Here is a 24,301-nt window from a genome sequence, read left to right as displayed (position 1 = left end):
CCGATGAAATTGTGGTCGAACATTTTCTACCTCGGTACTAAAGAATTACGCACAGTCATGCGAGACTTTGTCGTAGTGGGGCTGGTCATCTATTCATTCAGTCTCGATATATACCTACAATCAACAGCCATCAGTGAGTCGGTCAATAACGCGTCAGTGGCAATTGTCGATGAAGATAATTCAGCTCTGTCGAGAAGAATTACCAATGCACTCTATCCACCATACTTTAAACAACCAGAATTGATTAGTGCAGATGAGATTGATGAAGCCATGGATCATGATCGTTTTATTTTTGTCGTTACGATCCCACCAAACTTTGAAGAAGATGTGCGCAGCCATCGACAACCGACTGTGCAAATCGATGTTGACGCAACAGCAGTTTCGCAAGCTAGCCTTGGAAATAGCTATATTCAGACTATTGTGAATAAAGAAGTTAATCATTACGTAAATCGATCGGACCAAGATACAACATATGCGGTGACGTTAGTCTCTCGACGTGCATTTAACGCAAATGGAACTGGTATGTGGTTTGGTGCAATTAATGCGTTACTGAATCAAATTACGATGCTTACTATCATACTCACAGGGGCAGCACTTTTAAGAGAGCGGGAACATGGAACCATTGAACATTTGTTGGTTATGCCTCTCAACTCTTTTCAGATAGCGATGTCTAAAGTGTGGGCAAATGGTCTTATCATTCTGATCGCGTTCTCTATATCTATGTGGTTGGTTGTAAGTACATTATTGGATGTGCCAATTACTGGTTCCCGATGGTTATTGCTTGCCGGTACTACGGTTTATTTATTTGCAGCAGCAGCCATTGGTATTTTCCTTGGTACTATTGCGCGTACTATGGCTCAGTTTGCATTACTGTTAATGATCGTGATTATCCCGATGATGTTACTGTCAGGTGGATTAACCCCCATAGAGAGCCAACCGGATATCATTCAACCTTTTACTATGCTTTTACCGTCTCGACACTATATGGCGTTCGCACAAGCTGTGGTCTTTCGCGGTGCTGACCTAGTCATTGTTTGGCCACAACTGCTATATATGATTGGGCTGGGTTCTGTTTTCTTCTTTTCAAGCTTGGCATTATTTCGCAGAAGCATTGCCGCAGAGCACTAATTCTTTTTGGTTATAAAATTAACCTTTTTCATTTATTATTAAGGAGCACTAGATAATTAAAAAATATGTAAGTGAAAGCGAATTTTAGTAAATTTAGCCTAATAAAATAGCGTTGTTAGGAAACAATACTTATCTGAAGTTTGGGCTAATTAGGAACATTATGACAATAGATCTCATATACCAAAATATATTTGGCGCGGCTATTCTCGCTTTACTTTGTGTTATTGCGACAGTGCTCACTCGTCGCATCGGGGCTCCAATTCTTTTAGTTTTTTTACTGTTAGGCATGCTTGCCGGAGAACAAGGTTTAGGGGGGGTGAAATTTGATGATTTTAGCCTCGCTTTCCTATTTGGAAATGTGGCATTAGCCATTATCATTTTTGACGGTGGTTTAGGTACTCGTAAAGACACTTTTCGTGTAAGCCTCAAGCCAGCGTTATCTTTAGCTACCGTTGGCGTTTTAATTACCGCCGGCATCACCGGTTATGCCGCCCATGCGATTTTAGGATTACCATGGCAAGAAGGTTTACTAATTGGTGCAATTGTTGGTTCTACTGATGCTGCAGCAGTATTCGGCTTATTGAGGAATGCTGGATTAGAACTGAAAGAGCGTACTGGAGCCACCCTCGAAATTGAATCTGGATCAAATGATCCCATGGCCATATTTTTAACCATTACTTTAGTACAAATTATACAACTTAGTGGTGATGGTAGTCAGGGTTGGACAATATTTAATGAGCTTTTCCGTCAAATGGGACTGGGTCTAGCCATAGGTTTTGCAGGCGGTTATGTGCTGTCACAATTGTTAAGACGCGTACCCCTGCCTGTTTCATTGTATCCATTGTTGGCGTTAGCTGGCGGTATTAGCCTGTTCGGTTTGACCACACTTTGGGATGGAAGTGGGTTTCTCGCGATCTTTATTGCTGGGGTAATGATTGGTAATACTTCAATTCCTTATAGCAATGATATCCATAGATTTCATGATGGTATCGCTTGGTTGAGTCAAATTGGTATGTTTTTAATGCTAGGCCTTTTGGTTACGCCAAGTAATCTGGTCCCGATCATAATTCCGGCTATGGCAATTGCTTTTGTACTGATATTTATCGCCAGACCATTGGCAGTATTGATTTCGTTACTGCCTTTTCACTTTCCATGGCGGGAACAAACCTTTATTAGTTGGTGTGGGTTACGTGGTGCGGTTCCAATTATCTTAGCGCTATTCCCATCATTGGCTGGATTAGAGCACACACAGACCTATTTTGAATTGGTTTTCTTTGTGGTTTTAATTTCTTTAGTGTTACAAGGTTGGACAATGGCTCCAATGGCGAGATGGTTGCAAATTGAATTGCCGCCAACGGCAAAAGAGCCTGAATATTTACAGTTAAAGATAAAACATGAACAGGATAAAGAACTCCTTATATATCCTGTTCTAGCCGGGAGTCGCGCGGCTGAGTCGACTATTAAACAATTGCCGTCAGCTGAAGGAAGTCAGATTGTTGGGGTTATTCGCAGAGGTATTCTTGCCGATGTTGAAGAGCACGAAAAATTGTTAGGGGATGATCAAGTGATGATTTTGGCTACCAGTAGCGCAAGACCTGCATTTGGCCGTTTTTTCGCTTCTGCTGCGCATTCGTCCTTCTTAGAATCTGACCGTTTCTTTGGGGAGTTTGTTTTGAATCCAGAGGCACGCTTAACCGATATAGCTCACGTCTACGGGTTCGACGTCGCCCCGTCTAATGAAGGCGTCACTATAGAGCGTTACCTTATCAATCATTTTCACGGTAAGCCCGTGGTTGGAGATCATGTAAAACTAGGTCAAGTTAAGCTAATTGTTCGAGAAGTTAATGGCGATCATATTGTATCTGTAGGTTTAAAGTTAAAAGCGGTTGAAGACAAAATTTGACATGAATAAGCCTTCAACCATTATCAATTTACAAACAAAAGAGACGGTTAAAATAATTCTCAATAATGCGTTAGCTGGTATAATTAAAAGCTATTAATGAAACCTTAACTGACTAAAGTTGTTTCACTGAATTGGACAGTTTCTGCCGCTAAAAGCTGCGCTATTACTGGTTGGCATAAATTGCAGATGAAGACTTGATAAAGGGGGGGTTAGGTTTATTAAACTCTCAATGAGCAGCGGTGGTGCGTTGTACATTAAATGGATAAGTCAGGTTACTATCAATTAAATAATGAATCGACACGACTACAAGGAATAGGAATGCTGTTGTGAACATTTTTGATATTATTTCTCGATCATCTTTCGCAGAAATTGCGGCGCTCTTAGTGTTAGCCGCTTTGCTAGGCTTTATCGGCCTGCTTTTGCGGCAACCTCTTATTGTCAGTTTTATTGCTGTAGGTCTAGTCGCTGGCCCATCGGTTTTAGATATCGTCCATTCTCAAGAACAAATTAAACTCTTATCTGAATTGGGTATAGCGGTACTGTTGTTTCTAGTAGGCATCAAACTCGATGTTAAATTGATTAAATCCATTGGCGGGGTATCGGTTTTAACCGGTCTTGGGCAAGTTGCTTTTACTTCTTTAGTGGGATATTACATTGGTTTAGCCATAGGTTTAGATCAGATTACTAGTGTATATGTAGCTGTTTCACTCACTTTTTCATCCACCATAATTATTGTAAAACTTCTGTCAGATAAGCGTGAAATCGACTCCTTACACGGTCAAATTGCGTTAGGGTTTTTGATAGTACAAGATTTGGTCGTAGTGTTAGCTATGATCGTTTTGGCCGCCATCGGTATTGGTTCTGGTCATGGTGGTGATTCATCTGTCTTACAGGTAGCAGCTTCAGGAGTTGGCTTGGTTTGCTTTGTGATCGTTTTTGTTCGCTATATTGCCAATCCCCTTACTGAAATATTAGCAAAAGCCCCAGAATTATTGGTTATTTATGCTATAGCACAAGCAGCGTTATTTGCTGCAATTGGTGATCTAGTGGGGTTGGGCATGGAAGTAGGGGGGTTATTAGCAGGCGTTTCTTTAGCCTCTACGCCATATCGTGAAAGTATTGCGGCTAGACTCGCGCCCTTACGTGATTTTTTATTATTGTTCTTTTTTGTTGCGTTAGGTGCTTCGTTAGATCTGACCCTACTAGGTTCTCATTTTCAAGGCGCAATCCTATTTTCATTGTTTGTGCTTATTGGTAATCCTCTAATTGTTATGATTATTATGGGGATGTTGGGGTATCGCAAAAGGACCGGATTTCTAGCAGGTTTGACAGTGGCACAAATAAGCGAATTCTCATTGATTTTTATTGCTATGGGTATCAGCTTAGGCCATGTACCCTCAGATATTTTAGGATTAGTGACTTTAGTCGGCATTGTCACTATCGCAGCATCAACTTATATGATCACTTATTCCCATCAATTGTATGGATTTTTTGAACCCTTTATTAGTTGGTTTGAGCGTCCTGGGGCACCTCGAGAAAAAGCCACTGAACACCTTTCCGGTGAAGATTACTCGGTGATTATCTTTGGGCTAGGCCGTTTGGGGACCGCTATTGCCATGCGTTTGAAACAGAAAGGAATCAAAGTGTTAGGCGTCGATTTTAATCCTGCTGCGATAAAACGTTGGAATTATCTGGGTCTAAGTACCGAGTATGGCGACGCAACTGATGCCGAATTTATTCTTGAATTACCCCTCAAACGCGCTAAATGGGTGTTATCAACCATCCCGCATCACCAAACTGGCTTATCAGCAGAAGACACACGAAGAACCATAGTTCAATTAACTCAAGTTGCTGGTTTCACTGGCAAGCTTGGCGCTGTTTCACATAGTAGCGATGATAGCGAAGAGTTAGCCTTACTTGGTGTTGAACTGATTTTAGAACCCTTCCAAGATACCGCAGATCGGGCAGCTAGTGTTTTACTCGATGGACTTTATGTGCAATCAAATGAAAATGTAATAGGAGATACTCAATATGAAAAGGTTTAAGAACTTTCTATACGTAATGAGCAATCACATGAACGAACCTTCACCCGCACTAATGCGAACAGTTTCCCTTGCTAAAAACAACCAAGCAGATTTAACCTTGCTTTATGTGCTTCCTAAACTTTCTCTTCCAAAAAGTACAGGTATTGATAAGCACAAACTCGAAGAAAATATCCTCAATAGTGAACTCGAAAATTTACAACAGTTGATTGCTTCCTTGGATAACGAGGTAAACGCAAAAGCTCAAGTCAGAGTAGGTAAAAGGTATTTAGAAAGTATCCGAGCCGTTCTTTCTCAAAAATATGATTTGGTGGTAAAAGAGGCTGATAAAGTTAGCTGGTTAGATCGCTTAATCGGCAGTGATGATATGCAATTACTACGCAATTGTCCTTGCCCAGTGTGGTTAATGAAAAAAGATGAACAGGCTGAATATAAACACGTTATGGCGGCGGTTGATTTTGATTCAGAAGATGATGAAACCTGTAACGATGAATTAAATGACATGATCATTGAACTCGCAGGGTCAATATCCTTGTCTGAATTTGCCACATTGCACGTAGTAAATGCGTATGACGTGCCTGATGCTGGATTTATTAGCCTTTGGGTCGAACAACCAGAAAAAGTTGAAAGAGAATTATACGAGTCGGAGTACCGTAATAGAAAATTTAGGATGGATTCTATATTTGATGAGTTAAAACAAAAAATAGGAGAGGAGGCTTTCAATTTCTTATCCCTTCGCTCACACATAAGTAAAGGCAACCCCGGTCAGGAATTGCCTAAAATAGCCGATAGCATTAAAGCCGATTTAGTGGTTATGGGAACCGTTGCACGGACAGGTATTGCAGGGCTTGTTATTGGAAATACTGCTGAGACTATTCTTTATCAATTACAAAGTTCAGTGTTAGCGATAAAACCTAAAGGCTTTGTATCTCCGGTTTCGTAAGCATTAAAACGGTTATTTAAATGGTGGCTGTTGTTACTAATCTCCTTTACTAAAAATAGCTCTTATTAGTGCAGGAGATTAGCTGAATCAGTGGTTTAGATAATCGTTGAGTTAGTTGCTATTTTTTACTTTTGTAAACGCTAAACGTAGCTGCTTTTCAATTTCAATAATGGTAAATAGTGCAACCCCAACAGCGACAATTATCAGACCATCCCAAAAAGGAATTGCCACAGTATCAAATACAGCTTGTAGTGGTTTTAAGTAAGTGATGGCAAATTGAGCCAGTGTAATGGCTAAAATTACTGACCACACAAATTTCGTGCCGCGAATCGCCTTCCAGGTTAACGATGTGCCATAAATATTACGGATGAAGAAAAGGTGAAAAATTTCCATAACAACCAGCGTATTTAACGCGATAGTGCGAGCCAGTTCAATTGAATAACCTTTTTCAATTGCATATTGATAAATACCGAATACACCGCATAAAAATAACAGCGAGACCAACACCACATGCCAAATTAATCCAGCGTTCAATAGCGGCTCATTGCGGCTTCTTGGCGGTCGCTGCATAGTATCTTCTTCTGTTGGTTCAAAGGCCAATACCACCCCGAGTGTGATTGCCGTAACTAAATTTATCCATAAAATTTGTATTGGGGTGACAGGTAATGTCATTCCCATTAATAAAGCCACAATGATTGTCATGGCTTCACCGGCATTAGTGGGTAACGTCCAGCTAATTACCTTTTTCAAATTATCGTAAACGGTCCGTCCTTCCGCAACAGCTGCGACAATGGAAGAAAAGTTGTCATCAGCTAATACTAGGTCAGCTGCTTCTTTAGCTGCTTCGCTGCCTTTTTGTCCCATCGCAATACCGGCATCCGCGCGCTTAAGGGCAGGGGCATCATTCACCCCATCCCCCGTCATGGCAACTGTCATTCCATGGGATTGTAGGGCCATAACGAGTCTTAGTTTGTGTTCAGGACTTGTACGCGCGAAAATATCACAATCGAGGACGATTTGGCGTAACTGAGTATCATCCAGTTGGTCTAAATCTGCGCCAGTAAGGACCTTTTCAAGGTTGTGCAAACCGATTTGTTTGCCAATAGCCGCCGCAGTTTTAGTATGGTCACCCGTTATCATTTTGACTTGTATACCTGCGCGATGACATTCAGCTACTGCCTCAATTGCCTCTTGCCTAGGGGGATCGATCATGCCAACTAAACCTAATAAGGTTATACTGCCAGTTATATCCTGATGTTCCAGAACGGAATGCTCTGGCGGCATTGATTTTACCGCGAAAGCTAAAACCCGCTGACCTAAAGCTGCGATAGATTCTGATTGTTGATTCCAGTAGTTTTTATCAAGTGGTTCTGTTGAACCATCCGCGCCTCGTTGATTTTCACACATCGCTAATATTTGTTCAGGCGCTCCTTTGATAAATGCAAAAGCGTGTTGTTCGTGATCATGGTTTAGGGTAGCCATAAATCGATGTTTAGCGTCAAACGGAATAGCGTCTGTGCGTGTCCATAGGGCTTTTTCTTGGCGAATATCTAAATCCATTTTCCCAGCGAATGCTAATAAAGCGCCTTCCATAGGATCACCTTCTACCGTCCAGTTATCCCCAACCTCGCGAAGCGCCGCATCGTTACACAGTGTTGATGCTCGAGCTATTTCTTCGAGCATAGAATGTTCATCCAGAGTGACTGTATTGTCGCCTAATTTTAGTGTGCCCGTAGGCTCGTAGCCGTTTCCGGTTAGGGTAAATAAGTGCTTGTTGGTAAGAACAGACGAAACCATCATTTCATTGCGGGTCAGAGTTCCAGTTTTATCGGTACAAATGACAGACACAGAACCCAATGTTTCAATCGCTGGTAGTCGTCGGACGATGGCATTTCGACGAGCCATAGCTTGTACGCCAATAGCAAGTGTAATCGTTAGTACCGCTGGTAAACCTTCAGGAATTGCCGCAACGGATAGGCCAACTACAGCCATAAACATTTCAGTAAAATCGTAGTTAGCGACAAAAGTACCAAATACAATTAATAAAGCTGCGATCACCAAAATGAACACCGTTAACCATTTTGCAAATATTCCCATTTGCGTAACTAGGGGAGTGGTTAGCGTTTCAACTTTATTCAATAACCCACTGATGCGTCCTATTTCAGTATCCGGACCAGTAGCAACGACCACGCCTTTGCATTGTCCACTAGTAACTAATGTTCCTGAAAACGCCATACATGAACGATCGCCTAAGGATGAATTTACATCTACCAGTTGAATGTTTTTTTCTACAGGAACCGATTCACCGGTTAAAATGGCTTCTTGGATATATGCGTTATGCGCGCTGAATAATCTCAAATCGGCAGGGACTTTATCTCCAGCCTCTAAAAGCACGATATCACCAGGCACTAAATTTTCGCCATCAATGGTAATTCGTTCACCGTCGCGAATAACATTCGCCTTAGGTGCTAGCATGTGACGAATAGCATTCATTGCTTGTTCGGCTTTGCCTTCTTGGATATAACCAATAATGGCATTAGCAATCACAACCGTTAATATTACGCCGCTATCTATCCAATGCTCAAGCAACGCAGTAATGATTGCAGAGCCGATTAGTACATATATTAATATGTTGTGAAAGTGTGAAAAGAACCGTAGTAAAGGATTTCGCCCTGAAGTTTGCGGAAGTCGGTTAGGTCCATGATTTTTAAGCCTTTCGATGGCGTCGCTTTGGGTTACGCCTAACTCGTTTGAGTTTAATTTAGCAATAGATTCTTGTGCTGAAATAGTATGCCACAACAACTGAGTCCCAGCGGTTTTTACTTTTTCCATTCTAACCGTCCTTTCCTTTTACAAACATCCACACTCTAAGTACAAATCGCTTTTAGGCAATTTGCTTTTAAAATTAGATAGGTGATTTAATGGGGTTAATTTCAGAATGGGGAAGTATAAAGGTTCGAAAAATCAGTCGATATAGGTAATAGTACGTATTATTTTCGTGGTTTCGATCGGAACCTTAAATGTCGAAGTGAGTTGTCTATATAGTTAGGTTTTTTTGCGTTTTCGCTTTCTAACTTGATGCGCAATGAATCTTGGGAGTAAAACAAAATTAAGAAAAATAGAAATAACTAAAATCGTTGCACTGAGAACGATTGTTCCTACCGCAATTATTTCTAATATAAATGGAGGATGATTAAAACCGAACCTCAAAAATTTTGCTAGTGCATAACGGTTAGCCGTGATCAAATCATCAAGCCAAATACCAAGGTAAATTAACCCTAAGCCAGGTAGTAATAGCCACAGGGCGTTGGAGATTACTACCATATAGTTTAATCTAGCATTTACTCTTTGAGCAACGGTTTCCGCGTAAAGAGTCGAGGTATAACTCTTAATTACCAACATTGACCCTAAGCCGACAGTAAAGATCATACACAGTAACCATAAGTGCCGCGTCATCTCTGGTAGTCGATCAGGCTCCCTTGAACTGCTTAAATCCGCAACGAACCAAATAGTAGCTAGATAAATCAGAAAAGCCAAAATAGCGAGTAAAAATATTGGAAAGATCCGTTTATTTTGCTTTTTTCAATAATTGCTGATGTTGTTTATTTTTTTCTTCGAGACGTTTTAATGCATCCATGCATAAATCTCTGTCAGTTTGCTCATTGACCATATTGCGGTCGTGCAAGCTGAGGCTTTTGACAATCAAATGATGATATTTAGATAGTCAAAAACCCCTTGACCATTATTTTTTCACCCAATCACCATCATATTTGATGTAGTGGCCCTTAGCGGTTTTTTCGAAGGCTTTTTTAGCGGCTAATTTTTCAACTTGTGCTAAAGATATATTATTTTTATTTGCCAACTCAATGTATTTCGCTTTGCGTTTAACATTGATCTCACCAACTAATTCCATCACATCAGAGCGGTTTACTACCGCGCCTAAATAGCCGTTGTCTTGTTCGCCGACTAAACCACTTTGTTTAGCATCATCTAACTCTAGAGCAAATACAGCGCTACAAAAGAGTAGGGTACTTAACATTGTTATACGTAAAAATTTCATCATAACTCCTTAAAATAATTCACTGTCATCACTGAAGATATCATCTAATTCTTTGTCAACTTTAACCCTAATTTCATGGTCAACTTTAACGTTAATATTAATTGTAATCGGTTCTTTGGTTTCAACTTGCACTGTGTGCGTACAAGCAATGATAAACATTGCAGGAACCAATATGAGCAGTTTTTTCACAGATTCTTATCCTTATTTGATAATCTTTGTTGAATGCGTTTTTCAATGGAATTTTGAACTGAGTTAGTTATTCGCATTGACTTAAATAACGTGAAAATGTTTTCTTTATGGCTGTAATTAAAGTTTATTTCTTGGTTTTTTTCAGGGTTAATTCCATTTATTCCGATTTTCAAATCTAACCAGCCATCATCCGACAGAGATACTTCACTTGAAAGCTTGCTAAATTCGACATTTTCTAAAAAGGCCAATTGATCTTGCTGTTGTTTGATGGCGTTAAAGGCTTCGTTATTGCTTATTTTTAACTTACCAGGCCCATCGTTTAATAATATACCTTTGTCAATTGTGCTGAATCCAGAGTCCCAATAAATGGGTAGATCTCCAGATACTTCACCACTAACTTCGATACCTTCTTGATTTTGTAAATCTACCAGTTGCTTTAAATCAATATCATTAATATCCAGCATAAGTAATTGTTTTCGGTTGTCTAGCCAAAAGTCAGAAAGTGTCACTTGTCCGCCAATAATGTGGGCTTGGGCAAAATCTAACTTAGGCACACTATCGTGCATACTTAAACTTGCGTCAATCTGCGTCATGGGGACGCCTACATTAATCTCTTCTACGTTAATTTTGCCATTGTTAAGCTGAATTCCAGATGAATCAAGTATAAATGGAGCGTCAATTTGTGCATTTATTATCTGATAATCTTGGTATTCGGCGCTCAAATTATTCAGCATAGCCTTACCGTTGAAGTCACTTTCGTCATTTGCCTTTGTTAAACTCACCGCTAGTTTTCCGGTTAACAAATTCAGCTCTGGTGCTAACTGTTTCACAATGGAATTAAGATAGGTTACTGACTGTTCAGGCACTAAAACCGATATATTTTGCTCATCGTGAAATAGATTCCCTAATAAACCAGAAGGCAAAGTAAACTCATGGTTCCCAGCTAACTTGTAGGGTTGAATCTGGCCGTTAACTTGATGGTTAAAATCGATACTACTTATATTGACAGTATTTGCAGTAATGCCTTGTAATTTTGATTTCCCGTTGCCACTGATTTGTTGAAATTCAGCGAAACTAAAGCTGAGATCGTTACTAACCGTTTTCACCGCAAATTTATCATTTTGAATCCCTTGCAGCTTAGTTTTAAGATTAACGGTTAACAGAGCGATTGTGTCTTGCTCAATGTTAAAATCAGTGACCAGAGAACGAATAGTTAATGCTTTATTTGTTAACTCGTTAGCCTGAATCTGACCATTACCACTTGTTTTCCAAGGGCCATCAGCGCTTTTTAATAAAGCGAAATCGAAGCGAGTATTAACGGATTTAATTGTGCCTAAATCGGTTGTTACATCGCTAATCTGAAAAAGGTTCTCAGTACCGCTAATTCGAGTTTCTTCAGCCTCTTTTAAAATACTCCCAGAGGCCGTGATATTTAGTTTTGCGTCAATAGATTGAGCACTATCAGCACTTAAAATAGCGGTTGCATTGGAATTTAGTGTCATCTGATAATTTAATTTCACATCGTTTTGACTACTTATTTGAATATCATTCAACTTAATTTTTACTGGATTTTCCACTGCATTAGACATGAGGTTAATTTCTGGCAGCGTAATACCCGATTGAGATACAGTATTAAGTGCAGGGATGTCTATTAACCAAGAATCTAGATTGACTGCAGTGGTAACCGCTGTCGCCGAACTACATTGACTCGTTGTTACTTGAGTATGTAAAGAGCTGAGGTCTATTTGCAGTTGCAACGATGTCAAAATTAACTGGGTATCTATGACCCCATCAACTTGCAGTGGGATCGCACAATTATCAAATGTAATAACATTGCTGAGGTTAAACTCATGTTGGCTTTGAAGCATTGACCCTGAGTATTGAAAATGGCTTTGAATTGGCATTTCCATCAAACCTTGCCAATCTTTAATATATCCTTGATAAGGCTGACTCATTATTTCAAGTTGCTGGCTTTGCGATAAAATTAACTTTCCAGACCAATTAAAATCGCCGCTAACATTGCCTTTAGCTATCACCAGATTTGCCTCTATGTCACCTCTAATGGCCAGTTCCGAGCGACTGGGTTGAAAAATGCTAATACTTAAAACGTGTTCAAAAAGATAAGAATCTATATTGATTTGGTCAATTTTAATCAGCGGCAAAAGCTCTGGCAGTGACCATAACTCATTGTTAGCTACTGTTTGCTCAAATGCGACAGGGCTTGCTTCAGGATCAGCGTCTGATGAGTAGGGGATTTGTTGATGGAGTACATCTATGCGTTCGATATTGACATTGGCTTGAGTAATAAAATTGCGTTTAGAAAACTCGCTTGAGGCAATAGTATATTCTGCGTTATTGATTTGAATCTCTATACCTTCGGCCTTGAGACATAATGTTTTGATGACTAATAAAGGATCCATACCAACGTCGAAGTCTAAACATTCTATGGAAACATCCTCTGTTAGCCAAAAGGAACTTACCCATTTTACCAACGAGTTTCTAAACACAAACGAAAACAGCAGCGCTAAAATAAGCACCAAACACAAAACGACGAAAGTTCGTATTACTTTACTGATGGTTGATTTCTTTTGTGTCACTTAGGTTATCTTCCTGATTTCTAATGCACTTTGTTAAGTCATTGTGTTAAATCATTATGCTCAGTCTTTAGATACGAATTTAAACTGAGTTTAGATAATTGAATATTAACATGGACATTACGCAACATAATTAATTCCTTAAGGTTTTTTTATATCTCCTAGATTGGCGCTTTGTAGGTAAGATATTCATTATTTATCGTCGAAGATGAGTTGCCCAAACAGGTGAACTTGATTTACGGTGTACTTCCTAAAACTTTCTAAATAGAGGTACCTAGTGGATAGGCCAACAAAGGATGAAATAAATCAATTACCGATATTTGTCGGCTTACCTGTAGATAAAGTAGAAGTTGTGACTACTGACAAACGAGCAAAACAAGTTTTACAAATACTAGAAGAGCATGTTGCACTTGGTTTTGATACTGAATCTAAACCTGTATTTGTTAAAGGGGAGGTTTCTGATGGCCCTCATTTAATTCAGTTATCCACGCTTAATAATTCATATTTATTTCAAACGCATTTTTTGGACGCGTTAACTGTAATTTTGCCTATTTTGCAAAATCCAGAGATTAAGAAAGTAGGGTTCGGCTTAACCGTTGATCGAAAGTTGTTGCGTAAAAAATTTGCTGTTGAATTGGTCAATACAGAAGAGTTGTCTAGTTCAGTGATGCAACATCTTAATCTAAAGGACAAGGTTGGGGCGAGATTAGCGGTTGCCATGATACTGCATCAAAAACTCTCGAAATCTGCACAGAAAAGTAATTGGTCAAATATAACGTTAACAACAAAACAAATACTTTATGCATCCAACGATGCTTACGCGAGTTTATGTGTGTATAACAGGCTACAGCAGCATTAAATAAAAAATAGGGAAGGGTTATGGTTGTTGCATAACGCTAAATGAAAATCCACTAAAGTGCTGTTCTGAGGCGATACCTATGTGCTTTTTAAGACCTCAAGCACAGTATTCTTGAAAATATAACAGCAGCGGGATAACCGCGATACCGAAAGTGATAACCATACCAATAACGCCTGGTTTTAATAAATAGCTTTTAGCGGGTGCTTTAGGGTTATAAATTACATTTACGCTGCCATCTTCATTTTTTTTGATCTTATTTAACTGGGTTTTAAGGATGAATTTAGCATTGTGCGAGGCAATTATAATCCATGGGGACACTCGTTTTCCTTGATACACTTTACCTGAGACCTGATACGCATATAACGAGTTCACTTTATATTCTTGGTCGGATAAAAGAATTTGCGGTACTCCCGATTGTTCAACAGAGGCTGTTAATAAAGTACCTTTTGCTACAGGCCACTGTCGTATTAAAATTTGTTTGATAAAAGAATATAAGCACACTATCAACAGGTAGAGGACGACAAAAAAGAGTACACCTTGCTTTTCTCCTTCAGAGGCTAGCCCCCACATTTCTTTTGTATACTCAATCATCTGTTTAATTACCTCAATTGTTGTTTTATATCAGAAACAACAGTTTGATAGTTTCCAAAAATAGTAATACATGCGTCAGCGTTACATATTGAAGTGTAGATACGAAATGCCGTATTGCTGTCCTTTTTAGACAACTCCGATACTTTAAACTGGTTCAATCTATACGAGTTACTGTCTAAACTTAAATCCGCTACCAAGTTTGAAATAATGCTTTGATTAAAATCATTAGCAGTAACAATCACTTCACAAATGTCAGACTTAATATTATTTGCTGAACAATAATAAGATATTTGCGTTTGATTACTTTGTTTTATATTTCGGACACAATTGCTGGGCAATTCAATTTTCCGATCAAAAATAGCTATAACGGGTTTTGAATCAGACGCTTCAACACAAAACCCTAAAAATACCAATAAGCTGAGGTACCGTTGTTTCATAAATACTTTTTCACTACAAAAATCTAAATTATTTAGCTATAGCTAACAATAACTAAATAATTTAGCTAAAGGTTAATAAATTCGCAAAATATAACCATGATTCACTTACCACATTGAGAAAAAGTATTTATTTGCAGCTATTTAAACCCATGTAACACTCTAAACAATCACTTCATTTTAGCTATTGCTAGGCTGTCAATTTTCAAATACCAATAAAATGACACTCAATTATTCTTTTAAAATACTAATGTTTGAAATGCTAATCACAAAGTACTGAGATCACAGAGATAAACTAGAATAGGTAATCGAGAAATTTTTAAACAAGACTCGATTAACCACTAACTAGTAAGATTTACTAACTGGGCCTTGGTAGCGTTCAATAATTGAAACGTCAGTCGATGCTTGTAAGTTTCCGAGAAAGAAAAACACTTTCAATTATTAGCCAAAGAGTAATTTCTAGCTGTTTGTAGAAACAAAAGCAAACCATTCAATCAGATCATATTTCAACGATCAGTGTTTAAAAGTATCTAGGGCTTTATAAGAAGTGAACCTATTAAATCATAGTATTCAATAATTGCCATTCAACAAACCAACTCCAATCAAATTAAACGCAAGAGTTCCTACAAAAATAATTTAATTATTAAATTCAAAGAGGGGTGAAAAAATCTCATTTAGCCTCAATACGTCAATTCTGGTGGTGTCGGGCAGCGAGAGTAAGCACTTATTAATAAAACTATATTTAATTTAACATAATATACATTATACGAATATTAGTATTAATGTGGATGAGAGGGCTTCTCGGGCGTTTTTGATAAAATATGGGCTTATTTAACGAGTCTGTGTGCTTCTGCTTTTTGAATTTAACGTACCTAAGTTGTCAGAATTTACGTACGGTGCTGTTACTCTTATTTTTGTTTTGAGCAAACTAGATTCAATTAGAAGATTTGTTTTAGAGGAATTTATTTTCTGTGGCCATTTAATCTTTGTTGGATCATCACTTTAACTTAATAAGCACTCATCCGTTTAAATTGAGTGTTTAGAGGTTCGAACATACTCTTATAAGATTCAGAGTTTTAAGATTTTGGGAATTGAGATTTAGGGTTTACTCAGGAATGATTCAGGAAGTTATTACATGAAGCTTTTGAAATATGGTTAATGATCGTTTCTTAGTACGGTATAAAAAGTGGTCGGTATTTACCGACCACTAGTTTTTTTAAAGTAACGAAAAATTAGCTATTAAGGAATTGATCGACTTGTTTTTCCGCTTCTTCTTTGGATTTTCCATAGGACTGCTGGACCTTACCAACTAACTCTTTACGAGTACCTTCCATTTTATCAAGGTCATCATTGGTAATCTTTCCCCAGTTCTTCTGTACTTTACCTTTTAACTCTTTCCAGTTGCCTTTAATTTGATCATCATTCATAAAATTCTCCGTTTAGTGTTGAAGTTAAATAAGACGTTTGTTGACTGCACTAGGTATGGAGCAAAGACTGGACCATGTGGACGTGGCAACTCGTTTGGTATGCTCAAATTGGCTAAATGCATTGATTTAAAAGAATTATTTTCTTACCTATCTTTTTTATTGGTTCAAAATTGTGTTTTCTAGACTAATCTAATATCTGCATCTGTGAAAATATTACAGTGTCAGGGTTACAAAATTGCATGATTAGAAGAGTTTCAAGCTGGACACATTGTGTCTCAGTAGCATGGATAACTTATGGGCAAATTGAATGACAGATAAATGGACACTATTTGCAGAGATTTTAGGCGGCGTCGGACTTTTCTTGCTTGGCATGATAGTTATGACTGACGGTTTAAAAGATCTCGCAGGTAAATTAATTAGAGTTCGTTTAATGGAATACACTCGCAGCCCCTACTCTGGCGCACTTTGTGGCGCGTTGAGTACAGCCATTTTACAATCCTCTAGTGCAGTAACTGTGGCAACGGTCGGCTTTGTAAGAGCTGGTTTAATGACTTTTAGTCATTCGCTAGGCGTTATATTTGGCGCTAACATAGGAACAACCATTACCGGATGGTTGGTTTTATTGTTTGGGTTTAAACTTAAACTCGGTGTAATTGCGTTTCCGCTTATTTTTAGTGGCGCTCTTCTTCGTCTGTTTGCTAAAACGAACTTAGCCGCATTAGGGCTAACTATTGCGGGTTTTGGACTTATTTTTGTAGGAATAACTGAACTCCAACAAAGTATGTCTAGCCTGCGAGATTTTTTCTCATTCGAAGGTTTGTCGGTTTCCACCTTATTGCAAAAATTAACGGTTTTAGGTTTTGCTATTCTTTTTACCCTCGTTATCCAATCATCAAGCGCCGGTGTCGCCGCTGCATTAACTGCGCTTTATTCCGATTTAATTGATTTTGAAGTAGCAGCAACCCTGGTGATAGGAATGGACATTGGCACTACTGTAACCGCACTAATGGCAACAACGGGGGCATCTATAGCCGCTAAACGTACTGGCTATTCTCATGTGATTTATAATCTATTTACAGGTGTAACCGCTTTAATGTTTGTTACGCCTTTTGTAGTGGCATGGGAATACCTTACGGCAGAGCCTATCGTTGAACATGCAGAAATAGCGCTAATTACTTTTCATTCGACGTTTAACTTACTCGGGATCATTATTGTTTTACCCTTTAGCAACGTTTTTGCAAAAGTGATAGAACGCTTAATTCGATCTAATCAAAAAACAAATTCAGATCAGTTAGACGACAGCATTCTTAATCAACCTTCAATTGCACTAGATTTAGCGCTGGATTCGTTAAGAAAACAAATGATTTCGTTATTAAAAACCACGTCAGAAATATTGCAAAAAGACACTTCAATGGCCACTAAACTGGTTGAACTACAGACCGATATTGATGTTTCTCGTGAATTTATAGATTCCATCCCGGTTGAAAACAGCGCGCAACAAGAACGTCTATTAAATATGATCCACACTTTGGATCATATGCAAAGGTTACATGAACGATGCGAAGAATTACCCAGTCAAAGGTTTTCTAATTCCCTACCCACTGAACTCAATGATTGGTCTATTAAACTAAACGAGGCAATAACAACATTAGTCAGCGGAATTGAGCAAAACCAATGGTCAACACCAATGAAAAAGGTGACTGAATTATACAAAAAACTCAATTCTGAACATCGGGAATTTAGGCATAATATACTTACAAGAGTAACCAACGATGAGTTTAACATAGTAGATGCGACTAACATGCTGGATGCTTTTCGCTGGTTAGTCCATGTCGCCCAACACATTGAAAGGTGTGCAAACCACTTGTCAGAGTCAAGGGCTTTGACAAATGGTTAACTCCATTAGATTTATAATTTCTTTCTACGTCTACCTTCGGCATCTGCGGCTTTAATGCAATGCATGACTTTTCTATGGGTTACTTCATAAGGCTCATTATGGATAGTTTCACCCTCAGCACATGCTCGTTTAGCAACTTTCATTAGATCATCTTCCGTGGGATCAATCATTCCAATATCCTCAAGACAAATAGGTAAACCGATTGATTGACAAAAATCGAATACTAAATCAATGGTTTTACTGGGCCTATCAGTGAGAAACATCATTGCTTGAAGTCCAATTGCGACTTTTTCACCATGATAATAATTGTGAGTAGCTGCGATAGTCGTTAATCCGTTGTGGATTGCATGTGCTGCTGCCAAACCGCCACTTTCAAAGCCTAATCCACTTAATAACGTATTGGCCTCAACCACATGTTCAAGTGCGGGCGTTACTATGCTGCTTTCACAAGCGCGTTTTGCATATAGACCATATTCAATCAAGATTTCATGACATAACTTAGCTAAGGCATAAGCACTTAATGGCCCTACTCTGCCGGTCATGTTTGTGCCGCGTTTTACTCTGCAATCTTCAGCTTCAAACCAAGTGGCAAATGCATCTCCCATGCCTGCCACTAAAAATCTTACCGGAGCGTGGGTTATGACATTAGTGTCGACTAAAACCACCTCAGGGTTATGTGGCAGTACTTCATATCGATTAAATGAACCATCGGAATTGTATATTACGGATAACGCGCTACATGGTGCGTCAGTAGAGGCAATGGTTGGAATTAAGATGATCGGACAATTTTGTTTGTAGCCGACAACTTTAGCTGTATCAAGTGTTTTACCACCGCCAATACCAATAATCACATCACTGGTGTCACCGGAAAACCGTTCACATAGCTTGGTTATTTCTTGGTCGCAACATTCACCACCAAAAAGCTGTAGTTTAGAATCATTTAATTGACCCAAAGCCTCTTTAAACATTCCATTATTACTATCAGTAACAAATTTATCAGCTATGATAAAAGCTCTCTTGCCGTGTCTTGCTACTTCTTCAGGCAGAATGCTTAGTGCTTGGTCACCTTGAACATAACGACCTGGGAATATCGAAGTGGAAATCATCTGAAAGGCCTCGCTGTTGTTTGAAGATGTATATTAATTTAAAGCAATAGCCACGTTTTATGTTGATCTACATCAACAACATTTGCTTCTTAGGGATACAAACTAGTAATACCATTTATATCGCGATCATGAAGGAACTATAATCAGACTGATACATACAAAATATGTATGAGGTCAAAGAATTATTACGCCGAACGATGTAAACATTATGTCGCTCTAACTATCGGGTAAGGAACATGTATGGATTTTAAAGATTACTATCAAGTTTTAGGTGTCAAAGATGACGCTGATTTAAAAGAGATTAAAAAGGCCTATCGTAAACTTGCACTCAAACTTCATCCCGATATGAATGCTGCTCCAAACGCAGAAGAAAAGTTCAGAGAAGTGGCTGAAGCCTACGAAGTATTGAAAAATGAAAACAAACGAGCCGAGTATGATCAATTAAAACGTTACGGTGCTCAAGGAGGACAAGGGTTTGATGTCCCGCCCGATTGGCAGCCTAGTGGAAACTATGAACATTCACCCGGTTCTGGAAGTGCTGATTTTTCCGACTTTTTTAATTCAATTTTTGGTGGTGCAAATCGTCAACATCGACAATCACGTCAAACAGAGTCTGACTTATTTAAGGGCCAAGATGTTGAATTAGAAGTACCACTGTTTTTGGAAGAATCTGTTAAAGGCATAGTGAAAAGAGTGGAATATACGGTTCCTAATTTAACCGGTAATAGAGTCGAACAGCTGAAGAAGTCACTTGAAGTTAAGATTCCTGAAGGGACCTCTGATGGCGAACGAATTAGAGTTAAAGGTCAAGGAGTACCAGGAAGTGAAAGCAAATTAAATGGCGATTTATATTTACATATTCGTTTAATACCCCACCCTTTATTTGATGTTCAGGGCCATAACCTATTACTTACCTTACCCTTAGCTCCTTGGGAAGCTGCACTTGGTACTAAACTCGAGGTGCCGACGTTGTACGGGAAAATTAGTCTTAATATTCCAGCTAATAGCCGCTCAGGACAAAAGTTACGTGTGAAAGGTAAAGGGCTTAAGCATAAACAGCAGCAAGGTGATCTTTTTGCCGTGATTAAAATAGATATTCCAAGCAAAACAACTCCTGAAACAGAAAAATTGTGGGCTCAATTAGCTGAAGCCGCTAATTTTGATCCTAGAGCAGATTGGAGCAATTAAGATGTCAGAAATTACACTTCACCTTTCAATTCATGAGTTATGTGAATACGACGAAATTACCCAAGACTCGATTTACGCAGTTGTAGAATACGGGATAGCCATACCCATTGAAGGAAATACTATTTCTGAATGGATTTTTGATTTAGACAGCGCTCACTGGATAAAAAAAGCCGTTCGACTTAATCAGCAATTTCAGATTGATTGGGTTGCTACTGCAATGGTCATTGAGTTAATGCGTCAAAAAGAACAATTAGAGAGAGAAAACGACCAACTAAAAACTAGAATAGAGCGTTTGCTTTAGTGTAAATATTTACGGTTTTAATAAGATAAAGGTCAACTATATTTGTAGTTGACCTTGTCTATTTCAATTAAATTGTATCCTCAAAAACGGCCAGTAAATAGAACAAAAAAGTGTTTTTCTGAAGGCGAATTTGCATCAAAGTCATTTAAATAATGCCCTTTTTAAGCACGTCTACTTGACACAAACGGCCCATTTTTATTTATAACTACTCGTTAAAAACAGCACCATAAAACACACTAACAATACGATTTTGAACAATTTGAATTCGAAAACCTATAATCCTTAAGGTCGAAGCAACTTCGCTTTGAATTGTTAGAAATTTCCATGGAAAGAATATTTAATCTATGCTGCTGTTGGCCTGCAAGAGTTACGCATAACCACGCGTAACTTCACATTATCATCAAAATCAAAATAAGACTGTCTAATTTAGTTAAAAAACACACTGTATAGCCTGATATTTGAACAATTTATTAGGCTTTTTTTAAGGTGTATTTTTTAATTCTCTAAGCCAAATATTTCTGAAACTGACTTTATTTCCGTGGTCTTGTAATTGAATTGGTGCGCAGCCATGAGCCTCATAACTTGGTGCTCCAATCCATTCTGTTTTACCTTTTATTTCGGTGTGGTTTTGTACAACAACTCCGTTATGTAAAACCGTAATAAAAGCAGGAGAAGTTAATCTATCCCCATTAAATTTTGGGGCCTTATAAATGATGTCATACACCTGCCATTGACCTGCAGGTCGCATTGCATTAACCAATGGTATACTTTGTTTATAGACGCTAGCTGCTTGTCCATTTACATAAGTTTGATTGTTGTATGAATCTAATATTTGAATTTCATATCTTTGCTGCAAAAAAACACCACTGTTGTGGCGTTGTTGTCCCTCAAGCCCCGCTACTTCTGTTGGCGTTTTCCACTCTAAATGCAATTGAATATCGCAAAATTCTTTTACAGTTTTAATGTCTCCTGCTCCAGGATTAACAGTCAAGCTGCCATTTTCAACTATCCATTTAGCATCTTCATTAGATAAAGATCGCCATCTAGACAAATCAGTCCCGTCAAATAATACAATTGCATCGGAAGGTGGACGATTCTCTGATGCCGAAATAACCTTAGGGACAGGCTTCCAAACCTCGGTTTTTTCAGCTTGTTGCCAAGGTTCAATAGGCGCTTCACCAGCAATACTTTGGCCCCCAGAAAGAGCAAAGCCTATCGCAAGCATTAGGGGGATTTTTGAAAAACAGGAAATGAATAAATATTCTGTTTTTGGGGTTATCTGGCCCATGCTCTATCTCCTTTTTTATAATCCAAATCGCCGTTATAAGATCCTGGGATCGCTACATGGCGTAAGACTTTTGTTGCTCCCAATTCAGAGCTAAAAAAACTAAACAAAACTAATTGTTTGAGCATCGTAAAATAGTGAATAGGAACGGATTTATTCGCTATTTGTTGTTTGTTTTGATGAATATATTGTTTAGCTTCGGTGTCGAGTTTAGTGAGTAACTGCGTTTGCTGATTTGCACTAAGAAGAAGGAAGGCTTGATTAAATTCATCACTAGCTTGTTTTTCAATCTCTATAAGCCCTTTTTTAAATATCTGTTGTTCTTCGGCCGTATAACAATCTGTAATTATTATGGCTATGGTTAGACCTACATTGGCTTGCTTCGCGCCAGGAGTATCAGTTTGCGGAATAATGGTTTCTCCCAATTGGTTGAACAAGATAACGTCTTCTTGATTAAAGCTCGTATCAGTTAAAGATACCTTTGGCCGTAAGTCATAAGCCAGAGATTGACCACCAATAAATGCAGTGCCGGTGGCTGCAGCAATCATTTTTAGTAATTCTCGTCTTTGCATTACAAATTCCCTTTTTTAAGCTCTTCCACTGCAAAAGCCGCAGCTCTAGCGGTTAATGCCATATAGGTTAATGACGGATTGACGCAAGATGCAGAAGTCATACATGCTCCATCAGTTACAAACACGTTTAGTGCGTCCCAAACCTGATTATTTCCATTTAACACCGAGGTTTTGGGATCTCTGCCCATACGCGCAGTTCCCATTTCATGAATTCCCATTCCTGGGTAATAGCCTGCATCAAAGCCTTCAATATTCTTTAACTTTGCAGCATCAAAAAAATCGATTGCATCTTGTTGCATGTCTTTGCGCATTCGATACTCATTTTCCTTAATTTCAACGTCCATGGCTAAAACCGGTAACCCCCATTTGTCTGTTACTTTATGGTTTAAATAGATCCGATTTTTATGGTCAGGTAACATTTCTCCGAACGCAGTCATACCGATCCGCCAAGCTCCAGGTTCACTGATTTGTTCTTTTAAATTCGCTCCAATACCCATTTCCGCAACATCCCGCCCCCAGCCTTGACGGCTAGCACCGCCTTGATAACCAAAGCCTCTTAAGTAGTCTCTGCTATCACTCCCCCAATTTCGGTAGCGAGGAACATAAAAGCCACTGGGTCGGCGTCCGTAATAATATTTATCATCGAAACCTTCAACCTCAGCCGAGGCCCCTGCGCGAAAATGATGGTCCATAACATTGTGACCTAATTCACCACTACTGCTGCCAAGTCCTCCCTGCCAAATGTCTGTAGCAGAATTCATTAATAACCAGGCAGAGTTTAGTGCAGATGCATTAACAAACACGATTTTACTGTTGTATTCGATTGTTTGATTAGTCTGGGCATCTATGATCATTACGCCTGTGGCACGTTTTTTATCTTTGTCGTAGATTATTTCTTTTACAATGGAAAATGGGCGCAAAGTTAAATTGCCGGTTTTAACGGCGGCCGGCAATGTTGAAGACTGAGTACTAAAATAGGCACCAAATGGACACCCGTACCAACATTTATTGCGATATTGGCAGGCTGTCCTACCTTCACTGGGTTTCGCTTCTGTCATATTGGCCGTTCTACCGGGAATTAGATGACGAGTTCCTTTAAAAGCTTTTTTAATTCGCTTGGCGACTTCTTTTTCAACACAATTTAACGCCATGGCAGGTTGATATATCCCGTCAGGTAAAACATCTAAACCGTCACGATTTCCGCTAATTCCTGCAAATCTTTCCACATAGTCATACCAATCAGAGAGATCTTCATAACGAATCGGCCAATCCACTGCTACGCCCTCTTTTTGATTGGCTTCGAAGTCTTCTGCATTTAATCGATAACTTTGACGTCCCCACAATAAAGAACGCCCTCCCACATGGTATCCACGAAACCAATCAAACCTTTTATCTTCGGTATAGGGGGCATCTTTCTCATTCGCCCACATACCAAAAGTTGACTCATTTAATGGATAATCACGACTAAGCACCGGGTAGTCTTGTTTCATGTCTTGGGTTGCTAAATCTCTATGGGGGAAGTCCCATACTTCTTTGTGAGCGTTTTTATAGTCTTTGATGTGTTCTACGTTTTTACCTCGTTCTAACATCAAAACCTTTAAACCTTTTTCACACAGTTCTTTGGCCGCCCAACCACCACTAATTCCGGAGCCCACGACTATTGCATCATATTCGTTTGTCTTCATAGTTCGTCCTTTTAAGCTGTAGCTTCTTAGAAGGTAAATTTTTACTGCTTCGACGTGACGAATGCACGATTACAAAGCATTTACGTATCATTTACTT

The 24,301-nt window shown here is 38.9% G+C and carries 20 protein-coding genes; 8 read left to right on the top strand and 12 right to left on the bottom strand.

Going from position 1 to position 24,301, the window contains the following annotated elements:
• Positions 1–3 precede the first annotated feature (3 nt).
• The 4 genes from KO530_RS01535 to KO530_RS01520 all read left to right on the top strand — a co-directional run bounded on the left by KO530_RS01535 (position 4) and on the right by KO530_RS01520 (position 6,016).
• Complete coding sequence (locus KO530_RS01535; RefSeq protein ID WP_216046620.1) at positions 4–1,128, top strand: ABC transporter permease; 1,125 nt, start codon at positions 4–6, stop codon at positions 1,126–1,128.
• A gap of 160 nt (positions 1,129–1,288) precedes the next feature.
• On the top strand, positions 1,289–3,031 hold the full coding sequence (locus tag KO530_RS01530) for a potassium/proton antiporter (protein WP_216046619.1): 1,743 nt from the start codon (positions 1,289–1,291) through the stop codon (positions 3,029–3,031).
• A gap of 326 nt (positions 3,032–3,357) precedes the next feature.
• Positions 3,358–5,076 carry a cation:proton antiporter gene (locus tag KO530_RS01525; protein WP_354667855.1) on the top strand — a complete coding sequence of 573 codons (1,719 nt, stop codon included), beginning with the start codon at positions 3,358–3,360 and terminating at the stop codon, positions 5,074–5,076.
• Complete coding sequence (locus KO530_RS01520) at positions 5,063–6,016, top strand: universal stress protein (protein WP_216046618.1); 954 nt, start codon at positions 5,063–5,065, stop codon at positions 6,014–6,016. The genes KO530_RS01525 and KO530_RS01520 overlap by 14 nt, the downstream gene beginning before the upstream one ends.
• Before the next feature lie 111 nt (positions 6,017–6,127).
• On the opposite strand, the gene KO530_RS01515 is transcribed toward KO530_RS01520, so the two are convergent.
• From KO530_RS01515 to KO530_RS22175, 5 genes are all read right to left on the bottom strand, one after another.
• Positions 6,128–8,848: a cation-transporting P-type ATPase gene (locus KO530_RS01515; protein ID WP_216046617.1), complete on the bottom strand. Its 2,721-nt coding sequence runs from the start codon at positions 8,846–8,848 to the stop codon at positions 6,128–6,130.
• A gap of 213 nt (positions 8,849–9,061) precedes the next feature.
• A complete protein-coding gene (locus KO530_RS01510; protein WP_216046616.1) occupies positions 9,062–9,418 on the bottom strand; it encodes a hypothetical protein in 357 nt (118 codons plus the stop codon).
• Positions 9,419–9,758: 340 nt separating this feature from the next.
• Positions 9,759–10,079, bottom strand: a complete 321-nt coding sequence (locus KO530_RS01505; RefSeq protein WP_216046615.1) for a YdbL family protein — start codon at positions 10,077–10,079, stop codon at positions 9,759–9,761.
• 6 nt (positions 10,080–10,085) lie between these two features.
• Entirely contained in the window at positions 10,086–10,235 is a 150-nt protein-coding gene (locus KO530_RS01500) for a YnbE family lipoprotein (protein ID WP_216046757.1), read from the bottom strand.
• Between the two features lie 26 nt (positions 10,236–10,261).
• Positions 10,262–12,862 carry a YdbH domain-containing protein gene (locus tag KO530_RS22175; RefSeq protein WP_216046614.1) on the bottom strand — a complete coding sequence of 867 codons (2,601 nt, stop codon included), beginning with the start codon at positions 12,860–12,862 and terminating at the stop codon, positions 10,262–10,264.
• Between the two features lie 274 nt (positions 12,863–13,136).
• On the opposite strand from KO530_RS22175, the gene KO530_RS01490 reads away from it, so the two are divergent.
• A complete protein-coding gene (locus KO530_RS01490) occupies positions 13,137–13,718 on the top strand; it encodes a 3'-5' exonuclease (RefSeq protein ID WP_216046613.1) in 582 nt (193 codons plus the stop codon).
• A gap of 96 nt (positions 13,719–13,814) precedes the next feature.
• Here KO530_RS01490 and KO530_RS01485 read toward each other — a convergent pair whose 3' ends face one another.
• The 3 genes from KO530_RS01485 to KO530_RS01475 all read right to left on the bottom strand — a co-directional run bounded on the left by KO530_RS01485 (position 13,815) and on the right by KO530_RS01475 (position 16,170).
• Positions 13,815–14,309 carry a DUF3592 domain-containing protein gene (locus KO530_RS01485; RefSeq protein WP_216046612.1) on the bottom strand — a complete coding sequence of 165 codons (495 nt, stop codon included), beginning with the start codon at positions 14,307–14,309 and terminating at the stop codon, positions 13,815–13,817.
• An 8-nt stretch (positions 14,310–14,317) separates the two neighbouring features.
• Complete coding sequence (locus KO530_RS01480; RefSeq protein ID WP_216046611.1) at positions 14,318–14,746, bottom strand: hypothetical protein; 429 nt, start codon at positions 14,744–14,746, stop codon at positions 14,318–14,320.
• Positions 14,747–15,975: 1,229 nt separating this feature from the next.
• Entirely contained in the window at positions 15,976–16,170 is a 195-nt protein-coding gene (locus KO530_RS01475) for a CsbD family protein (protein WP_216046610.1), read from the bottom strand.
• A 307-nt stretch (positions 16,171–16,477) separates the two neighbouring features.
• On the opposite strand from KO530_RS01475, the gene KO530_RS01470 reads away from it, so the two are divergent.
• Positions 16,478–18,067: a Na/Pi cotransporter family protein gene (locus KO530_RS01470; RefSeq protein WP_216046609.1), complete on the top strand. Its 1,590-nt coding sequence runs from the start codon at positions 16,478–16,480 to the stop codon at positions 18,065–18,067.
• Positions 18,068–18,078: 11 nt separating this feature from the next.
• Here KO530_RS01470 and KO530_RS01465 read toward each other — a convergent pair whose 3' ends face one another.
• Entirely contained in the window at positions 18,079–19,173 is a 1,095-nt protein-coding gene (locus KO530_RS01465) for a glycerol dehydrogenase (RefSeq protein WP_216046608.1), read from the bottom strand.
• Positions 19,174–19,413: 240 nt separating this feature from the next.
• Here KO530_RS01465 and KO530_RS01460 point away from each other — a divergent pair, with 240 nt between their 5' ends.
• Entirely contained in the window at positions 19,414–20,361 is a 948-nt protein-coding gene (locus KO530_RS01460) for a DnaJ C-terminal domain-containing protein (RefSeq protein ID WP_216046607.1), read from the top strand.
• A gap of 1 nt (position 20,362) precedes the next feature.
• Positions 20,363–20,662 carry a chaperone modulator CbpM gene (locus KO530_RS01455; RefSeq protein WP_216046606.1) on the top strand — a complete coding sequence of 100 codons (300 nt, stop codon included), beginning with the start codon at positions 20,363–20,365 and terminating at the stop codon, positions 20,660–20,662.
• A 481-nt stretch (positions 20,663–21,143) separates the two neighbouring features.
• On the opposite strand, the gene KO530_RS01450 is transcribed toward KO530_RS01455, so the two are convergent.
• Genes KO530_RS01450 through KO530_RS01440 form a run of 3 tightly spaced genes read right to left on the bottom strand, consistent with a single transcriptional unit; the run spans position 21,144 to position 24,204 of the window.
• On the bottom strand, positions 21,144–21,887 hold the full coding sequence (locus KO530_RS01450) for a 3-keto-disaccharide hydrolase (protein WP_216046756.1): 744 nt from the start codon (positions 21,885–21,887) through the stop codon (positions 21,144–21,146).
• A gap of 50 nt (positions 21,888–21,937) precedes the next feature.
• The gene (locus tag KO530_RS01445; RefSeq protein WP_216046605.1) at positions 21,938–22,519 is read right to left on the bottom strand and encodes a gluconate 2-dehydrogenase subunit 3 family protein; all 582 of its coding nucleotides are present in this window, start codon (positions 22,517–22,519) and stop codon (positions 21,938–21,940) included.
• Positions 22,519–24,204 carry a GMC oxidoreductase gene (locus tag KO530_RS01440; RefSeq protein ID WP_216046604.1) on the bottom strand — a complete coding sequence of 562 codons (1,686 nt, stop codon included), beginning with the start codon at positions 24,202–24,204 and terminating at the stop codon, positions 22,519–22,521. Before KO530_RS01440 ends, KO530_RS01445 begins: the two co-directional genes overlap by 1 nt.
• Positions 24,205–24,301 lie beyond the last annotated feature (97 nt).

The sequence above is a fragment of the Aliiglaciecola lipolytica genome, assembly GCF_018860635.1.
GTDB classification, from domain to species: domain Bacteria; phylum Pseudomonadota; class Gammaproteobacteria; order Enterobacterales; family Alteromonadaceae; genus Aliiglaciecola; species Aliiglaciecola lipolytica_A.
Note: the sequence above shows the minus strand (reverse complement) of the source record. Positions and strands in the feature narration are given on the sequence as shown.

Excerpts from the sequence above, each read along its gene's own strand:
- KO530_RS01460 (WP_216046607.1), top strand. The coding sequence starts at position 19,414 with ATGGATTTTAAAGATTACTATCAAGTTTTAGGTGTCAAAGATGACGCT.
- KO530_RS01480 (WP_216046611.1), bottom strand. The coding sequence starts at position 14,746 with ATGAAACAACGGTACCTCAGCTTATTGGTATTTTTAGGGTTTTGTGTT.
- KO530_RS01500 (WP_216046757.1), bottom strand. The coding sequence starts at position 10,235 with ATGTTTATCATTGCTTGTACGCACACAGTGCAAGTTGAAACCAAAGAA.
- KO530_RS01455 (WP_216046606.1), top strand. The coding sequence starts at position 20,363 with ATGTCAGAAATTACACTTCACCTTTCAATTCATGAGTTATGTGAATAC.
- KO530_RS01450 (WP_216046756.1), bottom strand. The coding sequence starts at position 21,887 with ATGCTTGCGATAGGCTTTGCTCTTTCTGGGGGCCAAAGTATTGCTGGT.
- KO530_RS01505 (WP_216046615.1), bottom strand. The coding sequence starts at position 10,079 with ATGATGAAATTTTTACGTATAACAATGTTAAGTACCCTACTCTTTTGT.
- KO530_RS01440 (WP_216046604.1), bottom strand. The coding sequence starts at position 24,204 with ATGAAGACAAACGAATATGATGCAATAGTCGTGGGCTCCGGAATTAGT.
- KO530_RS01530 (WP_216046619.1), top strand. The coding sequence starts at position 1,289 with ATGACAATAGATCTCATATACCAAAATATATTTGGCGCGGCTATTCTC.
- KO530_RS01520 (WP_216046618.1), top strand. The coding sequence starts at position 5,063 with ATGAAAAGGTTTAAGAACTTTCTATACGTAATGAGCAATCACATGAAC.
- KO530_RS01485 (WP_216046612.1), bottom strand. The coding sequence starts at position 14,309 with ATGATTGAGTATACAAAAGAAATGTGGGGGCTAGCCTCTGAAGGAGAA.
- KO530_RS01465 (WP_216046608.1), bottom strand. The coding sequence starts at position 19,173 with ATGATTTCCACTTCGATATTCCCAGGTCGTTATGTTCAAGGTGACCAA.
- KO530_RS01535 (WP_216046620.1), top strand. The coding sequence starts at position 4 with ATGAAATTGTGGTCGAACATTTTCTACCTCGGTACTAAAGAATTACGC.
- KO530_RS01475 (WP_216046610.1), bottom strand. The coding sequence starts at position 16,170 with ATGAATGATGATCAAATTAAAGGCAACTGGAAAGAGTTAAAAGGTAAA.
- KO530_RS01470 (WP_216046609.1), top strand. The coding sequence starts at position 16,478 with ATGACAGATAAATGGACACTATTTGCAGAGATTTTAGGCGGCGTCGGA.
- KO530_RS01510 (WP_216046616.1), bottom strand. The coding sequence starts at position 9,418 with ATGTTGGTAATTAAGAGTTATACCTCGACTCTTTACGCGGAAACCGTT.
- KO530_RS01515 (WP_216046617.1), bottom strand. The coding sequence starts at position 8,848 with ATGGAAAAAGTAAAAACCGCTGGGACTCAGTTGTTGTGGCATACTATT.
- KO530_RS01445 (WP_216046605.1), bottom strand. The coding sequence starts at position 22,519 with ATGCAAAGACGAGAATTACTAAAAATGATTGCTGCAGCCACCGGCACT.